This is a genomic window from Aquabacter sp. L1I39 (assembly GCF_017742835.1).
GTDB lineage: Bacteria > Pseudomonadota > Alphaproteobacteria > Rhizobiales > Xanthobacteraceae > L1I39.
Window position 1 is genome coordinate 4,397,640 of the sequence record NZ_CP072392.1, and the last position, 18,735, is coordinate 4,416,374.

The following is an 18,735-nucleotide window of genomic DNA, read 5'->3' on the forward strand; positions in this document are numbered from 1 at the left end:
GGCGGCCGGCGGCTGCGCTGTGCTTAACGGAATTCTCGGCCGGTTTCACCCGGCTCGCCTGCACTCTTACAGCTGGAGGACGTAGTGCACGAAATCATCTGCCGTGGCGAAGGTGTCGTAGAGCCGGCGGGCCGGATTGTTGTGCCGGGTCAGCCAATGGATCTGCGACCAGCCGTCCTGCTTGCCGCGCGTCACCAGATCCTCGATGAGCGCGCGCCCCACACCGAGGCCACGGGCCTCCGGCGCCACGAACAGGTCACCGAGATAGCAGGCGGGGGTGAGGGCCCAGCTGTCCTCGTGCAGGACGATGGTGGAGAAGCCGACGAGCGCGCCCTCCCGCTCCGCCACGCGCCCCTTAACGGGAGAGGCGGGGTCGAGCAGGCGCGCGAAGGTGTGGGCGGTGACGGCGGGGGAGAGGTCGGTTTGGTAGAAGGTGAGGTAGCCCGCCCATAGCGCGCGCCATGGGGCCTCATCGGCCGCCGCCACATCGCGCAGGTGGACGTGGCGTGTCATGGCTCGCCCTTCTCGTTCACTTCAGGACGAGAATCAGCAGCAAAGCGGCAATCACCCACAGCGCTGCATTGCCCCAGAAGGCGCGCCGCGCTTCCGCCCGGCCGATGCCCTCCAGCGTCTCGGGCGACAGGCGCAGGCCGTCGCGGGTGGCCTCGTCCATCTGGGTGATGACCCGGCCCGTGCGGGTCAGAAGGCCGGGCACGTCGAGGGCGAAATGTCCCATCTCGCCAAGGCCGGCGCCCGCCTGCTGAAGGCGCCCGGCGGGGCCGAGATTGTTGGCGATCCAGTCTTCCACCACCGGGGCGGCGGTGGTCCACATGTTCAATTGCGGGTCGAGGGAGCGGGCCACGCCCTCCACCACCACCATGGTCTTCTGTAGCAGCAGCAGTTCCGGCCGCGTCTTCATGTCGAACAGCGCCGTCACCTCCAAAAGGAGGGAGAGCAGGCGCGCCATGGAAATCTGCTCGGCGCTGCGGGAATGGATGGGCTCGCCAATGGCCCGGATGGCCTGGGCGAAGTCCTCCACCGAGTGGTGGCGCGGCACATAGCCGGCCTCGAAATGTACCTGGGCCGTCCGCCGCCAGTTGCGGGTGATGAAGCCGTAGAGGATTTCCGCCAGGAAGCGCCGCTCGGCCAGGCCAAGGCGCCCCATGATGCCGCAATCCAGCACCACGAGCCGGCCCTGCGCATCCACGAACAGATTGCCGGGATGCATGTCCGCATGGAAGAAGCCGTCGCGCATGGCCTGGCGCAGGAAGGACTGCATCACCACGCGGGCAAGGTTCGGCAGATCATGCCCGGCCCGCTCCAGGGCGGCGCGGTCGGAGAGCTTGATGCCGTCGATCCACTGGGTGGTGAGCACCTCGCGGCTGGAGCGGTCCCAATCCACGCGGGGCACATGGATGTCGAGGTCATCGGCGGTGTTTTCCGCCAGCTCCGCATAGGCGGCGGCTTCCAGGCGCAGGTCCATCTCCATGGAGACGGAGCGCGCCAGCGTCTCCACCACAGCGGTCAGGCGCAGCCGGCGTGCCTCGGGGGAGACGCGTTCGGCAAATTCGGCCAGCCGGGCGAAGGAGGCCATGTCGGCGCCGAAGCGGTGGGTGATGTCGGGCCGCAGCACCTTCACGGCCACGTCCCGCACCGTGCCGTCGGCGTCCGTCACCTGCGCCTTGTGCACCTCGGCGATGGAGGCGGCGGCCACCGCCGGGCCGAAATAGGAAAAGGCGCTGGCGACAGGCCGGTCGAGGGCATCCGCCACCGTCGCCTCGGCCACGTCCTGGCCGAAGGCGGGCATGCGGTCCTGCAGCACCTCCAGGTCGCGGGCGACCGACACGCCCACCACGTCGGGGCGGGTGGCGAGGAACTGGCCGAGCTTCACATAAGACGGGCCGAGCCGGCTCAGCGCCGCCGAGAAGCGGGCGGAGCGCGTGCCCGCGTCGGGCCGCGCGATCAGCCGGGCGATCCGCAGGCCCGGCCGCGCGGCCGGCGGCACCGCCGCCGGCGGAACGAGGCTCAGCACGCCTTCCCGGGCGAGCACATATCCGGCCCGCATGAGGCGGGCGGCATCGGCAAGGAGAAAGATCACGCGCACATCCTTCGGCCGGCGCGGGCCAAGGTCGCCCGCCGCGCTCGATCATGGTCCATGGACAGGTCCGTTCGCGGACCTTGCCCCAATCCGTCCCGGCGGGTCTTGTTCCGCACGGGACCGCTCAGATGCGATAGCCCGAATGCAGCGCCACCACGCCACCGGTCATGAGGGTGTAGTCCACGCGCTTCAGTCCCGCATCGCGCATCATCTGGGCGAAGGCCTCGGGCGGGGGGAAGCGGCGGATGGATTCCACCAGATAGCGATAAGGCTCGGCGTCACCGGCCACCCGGCGGCCGATCTCGGGGATCAGCTTGAAGGAGAAGGTGTCGTAGATCTTGTCAAACACCGGCACGTCGACGCGGGAAAATTCCAGCACCATCACCCGCCCGCCCGGCTTCACCACGCGGCGCATCTCTTCCAGCGCGCGGGGGATGCGCGGCACGTTGCGGATGCCGAAGGCGATGGTGGCGGCATCGAAGCTGCGGTCGGGGAAAGGGAGCTCCTCCGCATTGGCCTCGGCAAATTCCACCTGGGCCGCAAGGCCCGCCTTCTCGGCGCGCTCGCGGCCCACCGCCAGCATCTCTTTATTGATGTCGGCCACCACCACGCGGATGCCCGGCCCGCCGGCCCGCACGGTGCGGAAGGCGATGTCGCCTGTGCCGCCGGCAAGGTCCAGGAGCCGGAACGGCCGGTCGGACTGGGGCGGGCGCAGCTTGGAGATGAGCGCATCCTTCCAGGCCCGGTGCAGGCCACCGGACATGAGGTCGTTCATGATGTCGTAGCGCCGCGCCACCTTGTGGAACACATCATCCACCATGGCCTGCTTGTCTTCGAGCGGCACGGTGCGAAAGCCGAAATGGGTCTCGGCGGTGTCGGTGGAGGAAGGCTGCATCGGACGTCCTGGCCCATGTCCCGAGAGGAAGAGCCGGCGCGTGCGCCGGTCACCTCGTCTCACTCAGAGTTCCGGAGGCGGACCGGCCCGGCATTTCGACCGGCGGCGTCTCCAGGGACCAGGGGCGGGGTGGTCCCCGCTGGCCGGTCCGGGCCGGACCTTACCGGATCGGAGCGGCAGATGCCACGCGGCGGATGCTCCCGCGTGGCTGTGGCATCACAGCTTGCGGGCCCAGCGGCGGGCCTTGGCGGTGGCGCTCTCCACGCTGTCCAGCTCATCGAGCGGCAGCAATTCCAGTTCCAGGAACCCTTCGCCATCACGCGAGCGGCGGCGGCCCGATCCATAGGCCGGGGTGGCGGCCCTGCGCTGACGACGGGCTTCGATTTCCTCCCGCATGGGGAAGATCGGGACATGAATGGTCAAGGTCATGGCGATCTCCGAAATCGTTAACACCGGCTTTACGCGCTTTACTTGTCCGCAAGGGATCTGAATTCTTCCCCAGAGGGAAAAGGCCTCAGTTCTCTTGCTGCGACGCACACAAGAACGCCATCGGATCGGGGCGAATATGGGGCACGGATTGGGACGAACGAAGATCATCCCAAGGCGTTATCTCGCCCTGGGGATAGTCATACTTCGTTAACTATAAAAGCTATTCTGCGGCGGTGCGGGACAGCCGCCACTGGGCAAGAAGCGCCCGCAAGGCGGCGGGTTTCAAGGGCTTGTTGAGCACCGTCATGTCTGCCGCCTCGGCGGCCTCCCGCACCTTGCGGGTGCGATCGGCGGTGATGAGGACCGCCGGCAGCTTGCCCAGCTTCCAGCGCAGGCCCGTGACCGCCTCGATGCCGTGCCCGCCATCCAGGTGATAGTCGATCAGGATCACGTCGGGCTTAGCCTTGGCGGCTTTGACTTCGCGCAGGGCCGTCGCGGCATTCGGGGCCTTGATCACATGGCAGCCCCAGCCGGTCAGCAGCGTCTCCATGCCGTCGAGGATCGCCGCCTCATTGTCGATGGCCAGGATGACGAGGCCTTGCAGGGGCGTGGTTGCCCCTGCCGGCCGTGCCGGCTCCGCCTTCACCTCGGGCAGAGGCGCGGTGACCGGCAGTTCCACCGTGAAGCTCGATCCCTTGCCGGCGGCGGAGCGCACCGTGACCGGGTGCTCCAGCACCCGGCCGATGCGCTCGACGATGGACAGGCCGAGCCCGAGCCCGCGCGCCTCCCGGGCCCCCTGGTCGAGGCGCTGGAATTCCTGGAACACCAGCTTGTGCTTGGAGCGTGGAATGCCCATGCCGGTGTCGATCACTTCCACCCGCACCTTGCCGCGCCGCCGGCGGCAGCCCACGAGCACCCGGCCCTTGGGGGTGTATTTGATGGCGTTGGAGATGAGATTCTGAAGCAGCCGGCGCAGCAGCCGACGGTCGGAGCGCACGGTGAGCGAACAGGGGACGACGGTGAGGTCCAGCTTCTTTTCCGCCGCCAGGGGAGCGAATTCCAGTTCCAGCTGCTTGAGCACCTCGCCCAGGCGGAAGGGGGTGATTTCCGGCCTCATGGCGCCGCTGTCGAGGCGGGAAATGTCGAGCAGCGCGCCGAGGATCTCCTCCACCGCCTCCAAGGACGAATCGATATTGACCGCGAGCCGCGCCTCGTCCCTGCCCTCCGCCCGCTCGACGAGGCTCGTCACATAGAGCCGCGCCGCGTTCAGCGGTTGCAGAATGTCGTGGCTGGCGGCGGCCAGGAAGCGCGTCTTGGAGACATTGGCTTCATCCGCCACGGCGCGGGCTTTCTCCAGCGCCTGGTTGAGCTGCTCCAATTGCTCGGTGCGCTCGCGCACGCGCCGTTCCAGCGTCTCGTTCGCCCGCTCCAGCGCCTCTTCCGCCTGCACGGAAGCGGTGATGTCGGTGAAGGTCACGACGATGCCGCCGTCCGGCATGGGATCGGAGCGGGCCTCGATGGTGGCGGCCTCGCGCTGCAGGCGTTCATGGGAGGTGCCGCAGGGCAGGGAATAGCGGGCGAGGCGGGCGTCCAGCGTATCGGTGCCGTCCTCGTCCTCCGCACGGGCGTGGCTGAGGATATCGCGCAGCGGCACGCCCACAGAATAGCATTCCGGCGGCAGGTCCAGCATGGCGCCAAACTGCCGGTTCCAGCACACAAGGCGCAGATCGCGGTCGAACACGGCAATGCCCTGGCCCACATGGTCGATGGCGTTCTGGAGCAGCTCGCGATTGTACTGGATGGCGGCGGAGGCATCGTCCAGCAGCTTCAGCGCCGCCTTGGTGGAGACCGCGCGCTTGCGCAGCAGCAACGACAAGACGAGGCGCGAGGAGGCTGCCCCGATGGCGGAGGCCAGCAGGCGCTCCGCATAGCGCACCAATTGCGCATCCGCCTCGTGCCGGAGGTCGAGCCGCAGGCCGTTGGACTGGGCGAAGCTCTCAAAGGCGGAGCGGGCCCGGTCGGCGCCAAGATAGCGGGCGACGGTGGCCATCAATTCCTCAACCGTCACCGCCGAGCGCCAGCGCCGGAACGAGGGGCGCACCGCCACTTCGGAGTTCAGGAACAGGCTGGCCTGCACCTGCTCGATGGCGGATGGCCGAGTGACGAGCGAAATCACCACCAGCAGCAGCGTGTTGAGGCCGAGGCTCCACACCACCCCATGGGCGAGCGGCGTGGCGGTGAGGCCGAACAGGCTGGTGGGCCGCAGGAAGGAGAGGCCGAACGGCCCGTTCTCCACGAAGGCGCGGCTGACGAGACCCGCTTCCGCAAGGCTCGGCAGGAGAAGCGTGTAGCCCCACACCGAAATCCCGGCCAGGATCGCCCAGATGGCGCCCTTGGCGGTGGCACGGCGCCAGGTGAGGCCGGCGGCGAAGGCTGGACCCACTTGCGCGATGGCGGCGAAGGAGAGAAGGCCGATCTGGGCGAGCTGCACCTCGCCGGTGGTGCGGTAATAAAGATAGACCAGCAGCAGGATGACGAAGATCGCTGCCCGCCGCACCAGCAGCAGGGTCGCCACCATGTCGTGCCGGGTCTGCCCGCTTTCCCCCCGGCTCGCCCGGCGCCGAAGCATGAGGGGCATGACCAGGTCGTTGGAGACCATGATGGCCAGCGCCACCGATTCCACGATCACCATGGCGGTGGCCGCGGACAATCCGCCCACGAAGGCGAGCAGCGCCAGGAACTCGGACCCGGCGGCCAAGGGCACGGCCAGCACGAACACGTCCGGGTCCACCGTCTGGAGCGGGAACAGCACCATGCCCGCCACCGCCAGGGGCACCACGAACAGGTTGATGAGGATGAGATAGAGCGGGAACAGCCAGCGCGCCCGCTTGATCTCGGAGATGCCCTTATTCTCCACCACTGCAACGTGGAACTGGCGCGGCAGCAGGATGAAGGCCCCCGCCGAGAGCACGGTCATGGTCAGCCAGCTTTCCAGCGACGAGCCATGCTCGAAGGGCGCGAGCATGCTCATCTCGCGGGCGGCATAGAAGAGGGTGGAGGGGCCGTCGAACAGGAAGAAGGTGACGAACACGCCCACCGCCAGGAACGCCACCAGCTTGACGATGGATTCGGTGGCCACCGCCAGCATCAGGCCTTCCTGGTGCTCGGTGGCATCGGTGTGGCGGGTGCCGAACAGCACGGCAAAGGCGGCCATGGCCAGCGCCACGAACAAAGCGAGGTCGCCGCCGATGGAGCCGTTATGGGCGGGGCCGCCCACATTGCCCATCACCGCCGCCAGCGAGGAGGACACCGCCTTCAATTGCAGTGAGATGTAGGGAATGGAGCCGACGATGGCCACCACTGTCACCAGCGCGGCGATGCCCTGGTGCTTGCCGTAGCGGGCGGCCAGGAAGTCGGCGATGGAGGTGATGCTCTGGGACTTGGCGAGCGTCACGATGCGCATCAGCACCGGGCTTGCCGCCGCGATCACCAGGATCGGTCCCACATAGATGGTCAGGAAGTCGAAGCCCTGGGTGGTGGCAAGGCCCACCGAGCCGAAGAAGGTCCAGGAGGTGCAATAGACCGCCAGCGACAGGGAGTAGATGAGCGGCCGGGGGGCAGTCTTGACCTCGCCAGCGCGCCGCCGGTCGCCGAAGCTCGCCACGGCGAAGAGCAGGCCGATATAGGCCAGCGCAGCGAAGACCACGACCCAGGCTTGAAGCATATCCCCCATCCGCGCCCCGATCCTTCCCTGCGGCGGGGCTTTCCTTCACCTCACACCCGCGCGCGCCTCGTGTCCAGCGCCAGAGGGGGCGGCATGTTGGCGAGCCTTCAGGCGGGGCTGCGCTGCGCCTGCTTTTCCCGCCGCCGCTGGACCGAGGAGGCGATGTTCATGCTCTCGCGATATTTCGCCACCGTCCGGCGGGCGATGTCGATGCCGTCGTCCTTCAGCTTCTGCACCAGCGTGTCGTCGGAGAGGATGTCGTCGGGGCTCTCCTGGTCGATCAGGCTCTTGATGCGATGGCGCACCGCCTCCGCCGAATGGGCCTCGCCCCCGCCGGAGGCGGCGATGGCGGAGGAGAAGAAGAATTTCAGCTCCATCACGCCGCGGGGGGTGGAGATGTATTTGTTGGAGGTGACCCGCGAGACGGTGGATTCGTGCATGCCGATGGCATCGGCCACGGTGCGCAGGTTCAAGGGGCGCAGGTGCCGCACGCCATGATCGAGGAAGGCCTCCTGCTGACGCACGATCTCGCTCGAGACTTTCAGGATGGTGCGGGCGCGCTGGTCGAGCGAGCGTGTCAGCCAGCTGGCGCTCTGGAGGCAGTCGGCCAGGAAGCTCTTTTCCTTGGGCGAGCGGGCCGCCCGCGCCACATTGGCGTGATAGGTCTGGTTCACCAGAACGCGGGGCAAGGTCTCCGAATTCAGCTCCACCAGCCAGGACCCGTCGGAAGCGGGCCGCACGAAAACATCCGGCACCAAGGGGTGCACCACCCCGCCGCCAAAGACGAGGCCGGGCTTTGGATCGAGGCGCCGGATCTCGGCGATCATGTCGGCGAGGTCCTCATTGTCCACGCCGCAGAGGCGCTTCAGCGCATTGCGGTCATGGCGGGCGAGGAGGTCGAGATGGTCCAGCAGCGCCTGCATGGCCGGATCGCAGCGGTCCTTCTCGCGCAGCTGGATGGCAAGGCATTCGGACAGGGTGCGCGCGCCAACGCCGGAGGGCTCGAAGGTCTGGATGAGGCGCAGCACATCCTCCACGTCCGAAACGCTCGCCTCCAGCATGGCGGCCACCGCCTCGATGTCGCCCGTGAAATAGCCGGTCTCGTCAATGAGGCCGATCAGATTGATGCCGATGAGGCGGCGGGCGGGATCGGTCTCCGCCACCGCGAGTTGCGCCTCCAGATGGTCGGCCAGGGTCGTCTGGGACGCGAGGAAGGCTTCGGGATTATAGTCGTCGCCCCGCTCGCCGCCGCCCCAATCCACCGATGAGGAGGGGGCGCTGCCGGCGCCGGGACGCTCGGCGGGGGCATCGTCTGGGAAGAGGTTGCCGAGATCGGTGTCGAGGCGGGTCTCCATGGAGGCGCGGCTCGGCTCCTCGCCCGCTTCCATCCAGTCGCCGGTGCGCGGCGCCTCGTCCGTGGCGGGCGCGGGTGCCGCCTCGCCGGCCGCGTCCGGCCCGTCGCCCTCGGGAACGCGCTCCAGCAGCGGATTGCGCTCCAGCTCCGCCTCCACATAGGCCACCAGCTCCATGTTGGAGAGCTGCAGCAGCTTGATGGCCTGCATCAGCTGCGGCGTCATCACCAGCGACTGGGTCTGGCGAAACTCCATCTTGGGCGAGAGGGCCATCAGCGCACGGCCTCCCACGCCGCGCCGCAGCGGCCTGACGTCATGGAAGCGGGGCGGCAACACAGAGTCATAGGCGGAACTCTTCCCCGAGATAGAGCCGCCGCACGTCCGGGCTGTTGACGATGGAATCCGGGTCGCCCTCCATGAGGACGGTGCCGGAATGAATGATGTAGGCGCGGTCGATGAGGCCCAGCGTCTCGCGCACATTGTGGTCGGTGATGAGCACGCCGATGCCGCGCGACGTGAGATGGCGCACCAAAGACTGGATGTCGCCCACCGCAATGGGATCGATGCCGGCGAAGGGCTCGTCCAGCAGCATGAAGGCGGGCCGGCTCGCCAGCGCCCGGGCGATCTCCACGCGCCGCCGCTCGCCGCCCGACAGGGCGATGGAGGGCGACTTGCGCACATGGGTGATCTTGAACTCCTCCAGGAGGGCTTCCATTTCCTCCTTGCGGCGCTTGCGGTTGGGCTCGCTCACCTCGAGCACCGCCATGATGTTGCCCTCGACGGTGAGGCCCCGAAAGATGGAGGCCTCCTGCGGCAGATAGCCGATGCCGAGCCGCGCCCGCTGGTACATGGGCATGGGCGTCACATCGTGGCCTTCCAGCTCGATGCGCCCCGCATCGGCCTTCACCAGGCCGGTGATCATGTAGAAGACAGTGGTCTTGCCGGCGCCGTTGGGGCCGAGCAGGCCCACGGCCTCGCCCCGGCGCACATTCACCGAGACATCGCGCACCACCTTGCGCCCGCCATAGCTCTTCGCCAGCCCGAAGGCGGCGAGCGAAACGGCGGCCACGTCCTCGTGCGGCACGCCATAGCCGAGCGTGTCCTCCGCCTCATGGTCGGCCGTGGTGGCGCCCTGCGCGTCGTAATCCTGGTCGAACGCCTCGGCATCCGCGGGAGGCGGGCTCGTCTCGCCCTTGCCCTGTCGCTTGCCGCCGAAGATGGGAAGAAAACTCACACGCGCCTCCGGGCCGAAGTCCCTCTGACGGCGCTTAGTCTTTCCCTCGGAGGCCAAGTTTGCAACATGCAAAATTCAGGCCGTCTGGAAAAATCGCAGATCGCGACAAAGTGCCCCAGTGTCGAGGGGCGCGCGGTACGCTCGGGCGGTGTCCAGCCGCGCGCCGGACCCGTCCTGCGGGCCACAGGGCGTTGCGCGCGCCGCCCGTTCTAACCGCTCCGCTTGCCTACCGCTTGGGAGCGGAGTTCTGGCTGCCGGGTGACCCATTGGGCGGCGGCTTCACCGAGCCGGGCACGATCAGGCTTTCCACGCGGCCGCCCTCGATCTTCGAGACGCCAGTGACGAGGTCGACCGTCAGCTTCTGGCCGCGCACCACGTTCGGGCCCTGGGTGAGCACCACCGGCTTGCCGGTGAGCACCACGGTGTTGGACTTCATCTCGAACGTGCCGGTCTCGCCGGTGGCGGTCTGGTCCTTGGTCTGGACGAGGACGCCGCCCTTGGCCTCGATGCGCTTGATCTGGCCGCTCTGGGTGGGCTGGCCGTCGGCGGGGGCGGCGGAGCCGTCATAGAACACCATCAATTCGGGCGAGCGCATGGTGGTGTCGCCCTGGGTGACGATGACATTGCCCGAGAACAGCGCGGTCTTTTCCTTGTCCTTCACCTCAAGGGTGTTGGAGGTGATGCGCACCGGCTGGTCGCGATTGGTGGCGAAGCCCTGCAGCGCATTGGGCACGCTTCCCGCGCCTTTCGGCTGGGCCATCGCGCCTGTGGCCGGCGCGGCCAGCGCGGCGCTGAGCACGAGAACGGAAAGGGCCCACTTCATCACTTTCCTCCCGCAGGCGGCGCGGCCTGCGCCGGGTTGCCGGAAACGGGGGCTCCCGCTCCGGGCTTCGCGCCCTGTTGAGCAGCTCCGTTCGAAGATTGCGCATTGGACATGTCCGACGGGCGGAAGTCCAGTTGCACATTGCCCTCGAACAGCGCCCGGTTTCCCCGGTCGCTCACCGTCATCTTGTCCGCCACCAGCTTGGCGTCGCGAAAGGTGAGAACCACGGGGTTCTGCGTCATCACGCTGCCCGCCTTGGCATCAATGGCCGCATCCTTCAGATGCCCCACATAGCCGGCGTTGGTCTCGAACTCCACCCCACCTTGCAACGTAATATATTGTCGTTTCGGAAACATGGTACCCGTGGCGGACGCCAGCTTCGCCCAGCCCTTATTGGCCAGCTCCATCCGGGCATGGATGTTCTGCAGGTCCACCTCGTCGGGATTGGTGAGGTCCTGGGAGGCGGTGGAGGCCGTCACCACATAGGCGCGGTTGTCGTCGGTGAAGCCGGAGAGCTTCGGCGATTCCATGGTCAGGCGCGTGCCGTTGAGGCGCAGCGCGCCCATCTGGAAGGGCAGCTCGAACGGCATGGAAAACTGCTGGATCACCGGCACCGCGATCATCGCCGCAAGTCCGCCCGCCACCAGAACCGGCAAGGCCCGCTTGGCGAAGCGGACGCGGGCGCTGTGCCGGTGGGCGCGACGGAAGTCGGTCGCCTGCCGGGCAGCGAAATTCGCGCCTTCCCGCCGCTCCGGGGCCGTTTCAGCCTGGTCCTGGCTCATGAAATTCGATCCGCCATCGCATCCGGCTCCCGCCCGTCGTTCAAAACAGGCCCGCACCGGTGCGCACGCCTCTCGCCCCGGCGGCAGAATGGTCCAAAACGCCTTCCGCGCGCAAGTCGCTGCACTGCATCAAGAATGCGAGAAGATGTCCTCCTCCCCCCAACCGGCCAGATCCAGCGCGGCCCGGGTGGGGAGAAAACGGAAGCACTCGTGCGCCATCTGCGTGCGCCCTTCGCGCTCCAGCATGGCCTCCAGCTTCACCTTGCAGGCATGCAAATGGAGCACGTCCGAGGCGGCATAAGCGAGCTGGGCGTCGGTGAGATCCGCCGCCGCCCAGTCCGAGCTCTGCTGCTGCTTGGACAGGTCGACGCCCAGCAATTCGCGCACCAGATCCTTCAGGCCATGCCGGTCGGTATAGGTGCGGGTGAGGCGGGAGGCGATCTTGGTGCAGAAGAGCGGCGCGGTGACCACGCCGAACGTGTGCTTCAAGACCGCCACGTCGAAGCGGGCGAAGTGGAACAGCTTGACCACGTTCGGATCGGCCAGCATACGCACCAGATTGGGCGCGGTCTGGGCATTGGCGCCACGGGGCACCTGGACAAGGTCGGCCGTGCCGTCGCCATTGGAAATCTGCACCAGGCAGAGCCGGTCGCGCAGCGGGTTGAGGCCGAGGGTCTCGGTGTCGATGGCCACGACGGGCGCGGCGACGAAGTCCGCGGGCAGGTCGCCGCGGTGCAGACGGATGGTCATCACTGCATCTTCTTGGAAAAGGTCGAAGGCGCTTTTACCGGAGGCGGGAGGACGTGTCGATGGCCGCAACCGGGCACCCGCCCGCGATTGCTGCCTCCTGGGTCGATCCGGAGCGCCGTTCCGAGCGCGGCGGAGCCGGCGCGCGTCAAAGAAAGATTATGAAACAAGGACATAGGCACATTGGCTGCTTTCTTGTACCGCCGATGCGGTCTAGAATGCGCTCAGCCTCGGGAGGCGCACACATGTCTGTCCGGACTTACCTGATGGCCAGCCTTGCGGCGGCCGGCCTTGCCTGTCTCGCCACGCCGTCCTTCGCTCAGGCCGTGCCGCCCGGCAGCTATCTGGAAACCTGCCGCGAGGTGCGGGTGGTGGCGGGCTGGCTGCGCGCCTCCTGCCAGGATCGCTCGGGCCGCTGGGTGGAGGCGACCACGGCGCCGGGCTGGTGTTCCCCCGGCAATGACATCGTCAATGAGAACGGGCAGCTGGTGTGCAAGTCCGCCGGCTGGGGTGGGGCGCCCTCGGGCTGGGGCGGTTCGCCCGCCCGCCCAGCTTCCCCGCCGCCGTCCTATGGCAGCGACCGCCCGCCGCCCGGCTCCTACATGGCCACCTGCCGGGATGTGCGCGTTTCGGCGGGCTGGCTGAAAGCCACCTGCCAGGACAGCAAGGGCCGCTGGGTGGACGCCACCACGGCCGTGAGTTGGTGCAGCCCCGGCCGCGACATCGCCAATATGGACGGCCGTCTGACCTGTCGCTGACTCACCTGTCGCTGAGCTCCGCCCAAAAGAAAGCCGCCGACCCGAGGGCCGGCGGCTTGTTTTTCTTTGCGGCTGAAGTCGGCGATCAGCGCCGCAAGGCCTTCACGTCGCGCACCGCGCCGCGGGCGGCGGAGGTGGTGAGGGCCGCATAGGCCTGAAGCGCCTGGGAGACCACGCGCTTGCGGCTTTCCGGCTTCCAGGCCGCATCGCCCTTGGCTTCCATGGCGGCGCGACGGTTGGCCAGTTCCTCGGCCGAGACCTTCAGGTTGATGGAGCGGTTGGGGATGTCGATCTCGATCACGTCCCCTTCCTCCACCAGGCCAATGGCCCCGCCCTCGGCCGCCTCAGGCGAGACGTGGCCGATGGACAGGCCCGACGAGCCGCCGGAGAAGCGCCCGTCGGTGACGAGGGCACAGGCCTTTCCGAGGCCCTTCGACTTCAGATAAGAGGTCGGATAGAGCATTTCCTGCATGCCGGGGCCGCCGCGCGGACCCTCATAGCGGATCAGCACGATGTCTCCGGGCACGATCTTGCCGGTGGACAGGATGGCTTCCACCGACGCGTCCTGGCTCTCGAACACCCGCGCCTTGCCGGTGAAGGTGAGGATGGAGGCGTCCACGCCCGCCGTCTTCACGATGCAGCCGTCCTCGGCAATGTTGCCATACAGCACGGCGAGGCCGCCATCCTTGGAATAGGCATGCGCGGCATCGCGGATGACGCCCTTTTCGCGGTCGAGGTCGAGATCGTCCCAGCGGCGCGACTGGCTGAAGGCCACCTGGGTGGGCACGCCGCCGGGCGCGGCGCGATAGAAGGTCTGCACCTGGTCGGACTTGGTGCGCATCACGTCCCAGCGGTCCAGCGCGTCGGCCATGGTGGGGGCATGGACGGTGGGCAGCTCGGTGTGGATCAGGCCGGCGCGGTCCAGCTCGCCGAGGATCGCCATGATGCCGCCCGCCCGGTGCACGTCTTCCATATGGATGTTGGCGACGGCGGGAGCCACCTTGCAGAGCACGGGCACCTTGCGGGACAGCCGGTCGATGTCCGCCATGGTGAAGGGCACCTCGCCCTCATTGGCTGCGGCCAGCAGGTGCAGCACCGTGTTGGTGGAGCCGCCCATGGAGATGTCGAGCGTCATGGCGTTCTCGAACGCCTTGAAGGACGCCACCGCGCGCGGCAGCACGCTGGCATCGTCCTGTTCGTAATAGCGGCGGGCCAGGTCCACGATCAGGTGACCGGCTTCCACGAACAGCCGCTCGCGGTCCGCATGGGTGGCCAGCACCGAGCCGTTGCCGGGCAGTGCAAGGCCCAGGGCCTCGGTGAGGCAGTTCATGGAATTGGCGGTGAACATGCCGGAGCAGGAGCCGCAGGTCGGGCAGGCCGAGCGCTCCATCACCTTCACGTCTTCCTCGCTCACCCGGTCGTCGGCGGCGGCGACCATGGCGTCGATGAGATCCACCTTCTTCTCGCCGGTGGACAGCAGCACCTTGCCGGCCTCCATGGGGCCGCCCGACACGAACACGGCGGGAATGTTGAGGCGCATGGCGGCCATCAGCATGCCGGGAGTGATCTTGTCGCAATTGGAGATGCAGACCATGGCATCCGCGCAGTGCGCGTTGACCATATATTCCACGCTGTCGGCGATGATCTCGCGCGAGGGCAGGGAATAGAGCATGCCGTCATGGCCCATGGCGATGCCGTCATCCACCGCGATGGTGTTGAATTCCTTCGCGACGCCGCCCGCCTTCTCGATCTCGCGGGCGACCAGCTGGCCGAGATCCTTCAGGTGCACATGGCCGGGCACGAATTGCGTGAAGGAATTCACCACCGCGATGATCGGCTTGCCGAAATCCCCATCCTTCATGCCCGTGGCCCGCCAGAGTCCGCGGGCTCCCGCCATGTTGCGGCCGTGGGTCGAGGTGCGCGAGCGATACTGGGGCATGTCCTCTTGCCTTTTATGTCCGGCGCAGGATGGCCTGCGCAACAATTTGAGCGGCTCTTTTAGAGCGATTTTGAACGAAGTTAAATCAATTCGGGCGGCGCACCTGCCGCCTCTCACCATGCGCGGGGCGCATCCCTGGAGAGGAAATCGCCCCGGGGCGGCTCAGTCGAGCCGCGTGCCGTTGGCCTCCAGCACCGCGCCCGCCAGGTAAAGCGAACCGCAGATGAGGACGCGGGGCGGGGGAAGAGTGGGGATCTCGCCCAATTGGTCGAGGGCCGCGCCCACGTCGCGTGCCACGGAGGCAGCAAGGCCCAGCGCCCGCGCGGCGTCCGCCACATCCTCGGCGGCCAGGCCCTTATGGTCGCCCGGCACCGGCACCGCGATGACTTCGCGGGCAAGGCCTGTGAACGAGGACAGGAAGCCGGAGACATCCTTGCTGCCGAGCATGCCGACGATCAGCACCAGGGGGCGCTGGTAGCGCTCCTCCAGCTCCACCAGGGCACTGGCAATGGCTGCGCCGCCGGCGGCATTGTGGCCGCCATCCAGCCAGAGCTCGACGCCAGCGGGCGCGCGGGCGGTAAGGGCCCCGGCGGGCAGGCGCTGCATGCGCGCCGGCCATTCGGCATTGCGCAGGCCCTGCTCGATGGTGGCGGCGGGCAGGCGCAGCGCCGGCACGGCCCGCAACGCTGCCACTGCGAGGCCCGCATTGTCGATCTGGTGGGCGCCCATCAGGCGCGGGCGGGGCAGGTCCAGGAGGCCGTCCTCGTCCGCATAGACGATCCGGCCCCCTTCCTCATGCACGGTCCATTGCTCGCCGCGAATGAAGAGCGGCGCGCGGTTGCGCGCCGCCACCCGCTCGATGACCTTGAGCGCGCCGGGCGTCTGGGCACCCAGCACTACGGGCACGCGGGGCTTGATGATGCCGGCCTTCTCGCCCGCGATCTGCTCCACCGTGGGGCCGAGAAAATCCACATGGTCGATGGAGACGGGCGTGATGACGCTCACCGCCGGGGCGTCCACCACATTGGTGGCGTCCAGCCGGCCGCCGAGGCCCACTTCCAGCAGCAGCACGTCGGCAGCGACTTCCGAAAACAGGACCAGGGCCGCGACCGTGGTGATCTCGAACAGGGTAATGGGAGACCCGTCATTGGCCGCCGCCACGCGGTCGAGCGCGTCGGAGAGCTGGGCATCCTCCACCAGGCGTCCGGCCAAGCGGATGCGCTCGTTGAAGCGCACCAGATGGGGGGAGGTATAGACATGCACACGCTGCCCCGCCGCTTCCAGCGCGGCGCGCATGAAGGCGATGGTGGAGCCCTTGCCGTTGGTGCCGGCCACATGGACCACCGGCGGCAGGCGGTGCTGCGGGTTTCCCAGCGCCTCCAGCAGGCGATGCACCCGGTCCAGCGAGAGGTCTATGCGCTTGGGGTGGAGCGCGGAGAGGCGCTCCAATATGGCGTCGGGCGCGTCGATGCGCCGGGGCAGGGCCATGGACCTAGCCTCGCAAAGGCAGTGCGTTCGGGGAGATCATGCGTCCGCCGGGCGCGGCAGGCGCGCCTTGGGCGGAACGGCGGGGGCCTTGACCAGGATGCGGCAGAGGCGGCCCAGCGTCTCGCGCATCTGGTGGCGATGGACCACCATGTCGATCATGCCGTGCTCGCGCAGATATTCGGCGCGCTGGAAGCCGTCGGGCAGCTTCTCGCGGATGGTCTGCTCGATCACGCGGGGGCCGGCAAAGCCGACGAGCGCGCCGGGCTCTGCGATCTGCACGTCGCCCAGCATGGCGTAGGAAGCGGTGACGCCGCCCGTGGTGGGGTTGGTGAGCACCACGATATAGGGCTTCTTGGCCTCGCGCAGTTCCTGGATGGCCACCGTGGTCCGGGGCATCTGCATGAGCGAGAGGATGCCCTCCTGCATGCGCGCGCCGCCGGAGGCTGCGAAGATGATGAAGGGCGTGCCCTTGCGGGCGGCCGTCTCAAGGCCGGTGACCACGGCTTCTCCAGCCGCCATGCCCAGCGAGCCGCCCATGAAGTTGAAGTCTTGCACCGCGATGGTGACAGGGAGCCCCTCCAGCATGCCGGTCGCGACCTTCACGGCATCGGTCATGCCGGTCTTGGTGCGGGCGTCCTTCAGGCGGTCGGCATAGCGGCGCTCGTCGCGGAATTTCAGCGGGTCGGTGGGCACCTCGGGCAGCGCCACTTCCTCATAGGCCGCATCGTCGAAGGTGGTCTTCAGGCGCGTGGTCGCGTCCATGCGCATGTGGTAGCCGGATCCGGGAATGACGAAGAGGTTCGCCTCCAGGTCCTTGTGGAAGACCATCTGCCCGGTCTCCGGGCACTTCACCCACAAATTCTCCGGCACCTCGCGGCGGGCGAGGAAGTCACGGATCTTCGGGCGAACGACGTTGGAAATCCAGTTCAACAGGCTGCTCCCGCTTGCGGCGCTCTCCATGTAATACCCGGAGCCGCCTGACGGAAGGCCATAGGTGGTGCGGTGCGTGAAAGCGCTGCGGATGGGTGGTCCCGCTTGGTGGCGAAAGCGAGGCGGAGACCGGCTTTTGATGTCAAACCTGCGACAGCGCGCGCCCTGACGGGAACGGGCGTTCCACCGCCGGCTCTGAGACGCCCGCACCCCGCCCCTAAAAAGAAAGACGGCGCGGAAGTCCGCGCCGTCCTTGTTTCACATCCAGGTCCAATCCGCCGGGCCTTGAAGCCCGGCCAGGCCGGTCCTTAGCCGCACTCAGGCGGCTTCGGACTTGGCGGTGGGGACCTCGGCGATGGTCTTCAGCACCTGGGAGGCGATCTGGTAGGGGCAGCCCTGGGAGTTGGGGCGGCGATCCTCAAGATAGCCCTTGTAATCGTTGCGGACGAAGGAGTGGGGCACCCGGATGGACGCGCCACGATCCGCCACGCCATAGCTGAACTTGTTCCACGGCGCCGTCTCATGCTTGCCGGTCAGGCGCATGTGGTTGTCGGGGCCATAGACGTTGATATGGTCGTGCAGGTTCTTCTCGAAGGCCGCCATGAGCGCCTCGAAATACTCCTTGCCGCCCACTTCGCGCATGAACTTCGTGGAGAAGTTGCAGTGCATGCCCGAGCCGTTCCAGTCGGTGTCGCCGAGCGGCTTGCAGTGGAACTCGATGTCCACGCCATACTTCTCGGTCAGGCGGAGCAGCAGGTAGCGGGCCATCCACACTTCGTCAGCGGCCTTCTTGGAGCCCTTGCCGAAAATCTGGAATTCCCACTGGCCCTTGGCCACTTCGGCATTGATGCCTTCGTGGTTGATGCCGGCCTCGAGGCAGAGCTCGAGGTGCTCTTCCACGATCTCGCGGGCGATGTCGCCCACATTCTTGTAGCCGACGCCGGTGTAATAGGGGCCCTGGGGGGCCGGATAGCCGTGCTCGGGGAAGCCGAGCGGACGGCCGTCCTTATAGAAGAAGTATTCCTGTTCGAAGCCGAACCAGGCGCCTTCGTCATCCAGGATGGTGGCGCGGGCATTGGTCGGGTGCGGGGTGACGCCATCGGGCATCATCACTTCGCACATGACCAGCGCGCCGTTCTTGCGGGCGGGGTCGGGATAGACGGCGACCGGCTTCAGCACGCAGTCCGAGCTGCGGCCTTCCGCCTGCTCGGTGGACGAGCCGTCGAAGCCCCAGAGGGGGAGCTCTTCGAGCGAGGGGAAGTGGTCGAATTCCTTGATCTGCGTCTTGCCGCGCAGGTTCGGGGTCGGCTTGTAGCCGTCGAGCCAGATATACTCGAGTTTGTACTTCGTCATTGCGCTCTCTCATAACCTGATGACGCGAAGCACCAGGAAAGTTGAAGCCGTTATCCCGTTCCCCGTGGAACCGGACGTGACTGCCGAACCCTCCCGGAGCATGCCGACAGCCGATGGCGTGCTCGGTCGCGAGCGACCACGCTTCTAAAGCACGGACCGTGCCAATTCCCGGCCGGGCTTCGG

General features: G+C 67.5%; 15 protein-coding genes. 1 reads left to right on the forward strand and 14 read right to left on the reverse strand.

Translation table 11 applies throughout. The annotated features are described in order from the left end of the window. Positions 1-66: 66 nt before the first annotated feature. The 10 genes from J5J86_RS19980 to J5J86_RS20025 form a co-directional block, all read right to left on the reverse strand. Complete coding sequence (locus J5J86_RS19980; RefSeq protein ID WP_209101219.1) at positions 67-513, reverse strand: GNAT family N-acetyltransferase; 447 nt, start codon at positions 511-513, stop codon at positions 67-69. A 16-nt stretch (positions 514-529) separates the two neighbouring features. Then, on the reverse strand, positions 530-2,098 hold the full coding sequence (gene ubiB, locus J5J86_RS19985) for a 2-polyprenylphenol 6-hydroxylase (RefSeq protein ID WP_446698631.1): 1,569 nt from the start codon (positions 2,096-2,098) through the stop codon (positions 530-532). Positions 2,099-2,222: 124 nt separating this feature from the next. Beyond that, positions 2,223-2,993 (reverse strand): bifunctional demethylmenaquinone methyltransferase/2-methoxy-6-polyprenyl-1,4-benzoquinol methylase UbiE, encoded by a 771-nt coding sequence (gene ubiE, locus J5J86_RS19990; protein WP_209101221.1) that lies wholly within the window; start codon positions 2,991-2,993, stop codon positions 2,223-2,225. A gap of 216 nt (positions 2,994-3,209) precedes the next feature. Continuing rightward, the gene (locus J5J86_RS19995) at positions 3,210-3,422 is read right to left on the reverse strand and encodes a hypothetical protein (protein ID WP_209101223.1); all 213 of its coding nucleotides are present in this window, start codon (positions 3,420-3,422) and stop codon (positions 3,210-3,212) included. 220 nt (positions 3,423-3,642) lie between these two features. Further along, the gene (locus tag J5J86_RS20000) at positions 3,643-7,146 is read right to left on the reverse strand and encodes a hybrid sensor histidine kinase/response regulator (protein WP_209101224.1); all 3,504 of its coding nucleotides are present in this window, start codon (positions 7,144-7,146) and stop codon (positions 3,643-3,645) included. Positions 7,147-7,253: 107 nt separating this feature from the next. Next, entirely contained in the window at positions 7,254-8,771 is a 1,518-nt protein-coding gene (gene rpoN / locus J5J86_RS20005; protein WP_209101225.1) for an RNA polymerase factor sigma-54, read from the reverse strand. Between the two features lie 67 nt (positions 8,772-8,838). Then, the gene (lptB, locus tag J5J86_RS20010; RefSeq protein WP_247657721.1) at positions 8,839-9,732 is read right to left on the reverse strand and encodes an LPS export ABC transporter ATP-binding protein; all 894 of its coding nucleotides are present in this window, start codon (positions 9,730-9,732) and stop codon (positions 8,839-8,841) included. A 226-nt stretch (positions 9,733-9,958) separates the two neighbouring features. Further along, entirely contained in the window at positions 9,959-10,555 is a 597-nt protein-coding gene (locus J5J86_RS20015) for an LptA/OstA family protein (RefSeq protein ID WP_209101226.1), read from the reverse strand. Beyond that, entirely contained in the window at positions 10,555-11,337 is a 783-nt protein-coding gene (locus J5J86_RS20020) for a hypothetical protein (protein WP_209101228.1), read from the reverse strand. The genes J5J86_RS20015 and J5J86_RS20020 overlap by 1 nt, the downstream gene beginning before the upstream one ends. A gap of 129 nt (positions 11,338-11,466) precedes the next feature. Then, the gene (locus J5J86_RS20025) at positions 11,467-12,087 is read right to left on the reverse strand and encodes a ribonuclease D (protein WP_209101229.1); all 621 of its coding nucleotides are present in this window, start codon (positions 12,085-12,087) and stop codon (positions 11,467-11,469) included. A 242-nt stretch (positions 12,088-12,329) separates the two neighbouring features. On the opposite strand from J5J86_RS20025, the gene J5J86_RS20030 reads away from it, so the two are divergent. After that, complete coding sequence (locus J5J86_RS20030) at positions 12,330-12,842, forward strand: CVNH domain-containing protein (protein WP_209101231.1); 513 nt, start codon at positions 12,330-12,332, stop codon at positions 12,840-12,842. 85 nt (positions 12,843-12,927) lie between these two features. Here the strand turns inward: J5J86_RS20030 and ilvD are convergent, their stop codons facing one another. The 4 genes from ilvD to J5J86_RS20050 all read right to left on the reverse strand — a co-directional run bounded on the left by ilvD (position 12,928) and on the right by J5J86_RS20050 (position 18,552). Then, positions 12,928-14,781 (reverse strand): dihydroxy-acid dehydratase, encoded by a 1,854-nt coding sequence (ilvD, locus tag J5J86_RS20035; protein WP_209101233.1) that lies wholly within the window; start codon positions 14,779-14,781, stop codon positions 12,928-12,930. Between the two features lie 162 nt (positions 14,782-14,943). Next, the gene (locus J5J86_RS20040; RefSeq protein WP_209101235.1) at positions 14,944-16,269 is read right to left on the reverse strand and encodes a bifunctional folylpolyglutamate synthase/dihydrofolate synthase; all 1,326 of its coding nucleotides are present in this window, start codon (positions 16,267-16,269) and stop codon (positions 14,944-14,946) included. Positions 16,270-16,305: 36 nt separating this feature from the next. Further along, positions 16,306-17,199 carry an acetyl-CoA carboxylase, carboxyltransferase subunit beta gene (gene accD / locus J5J86_RS20045; RefSeq protein WP_209101238.1) on the reverse strand — a complete coding sequence of 298 codons (894 nt, stop codon included), beginning with the start codon at positions 17,197-17,199 and terminating at the stop codon, positions 16,306-16,308. Positions 17,200-17,517: 318 nt separating this feature from the next. Further along, positions 17,518-18,552, reverse strand: a complete 1,035-nt coding sequence (locus J5J86_RS20050; RefSeq protein ID WP_209101240.1) for a glutamine synthetase beta-grasp domain-containing protein — start codon at positions 18,550-18,552, stop codon at positions 17,518-17,520. Between the last annotated feature and the right edge of the window lie 183 nt (positions 18,553-18,735).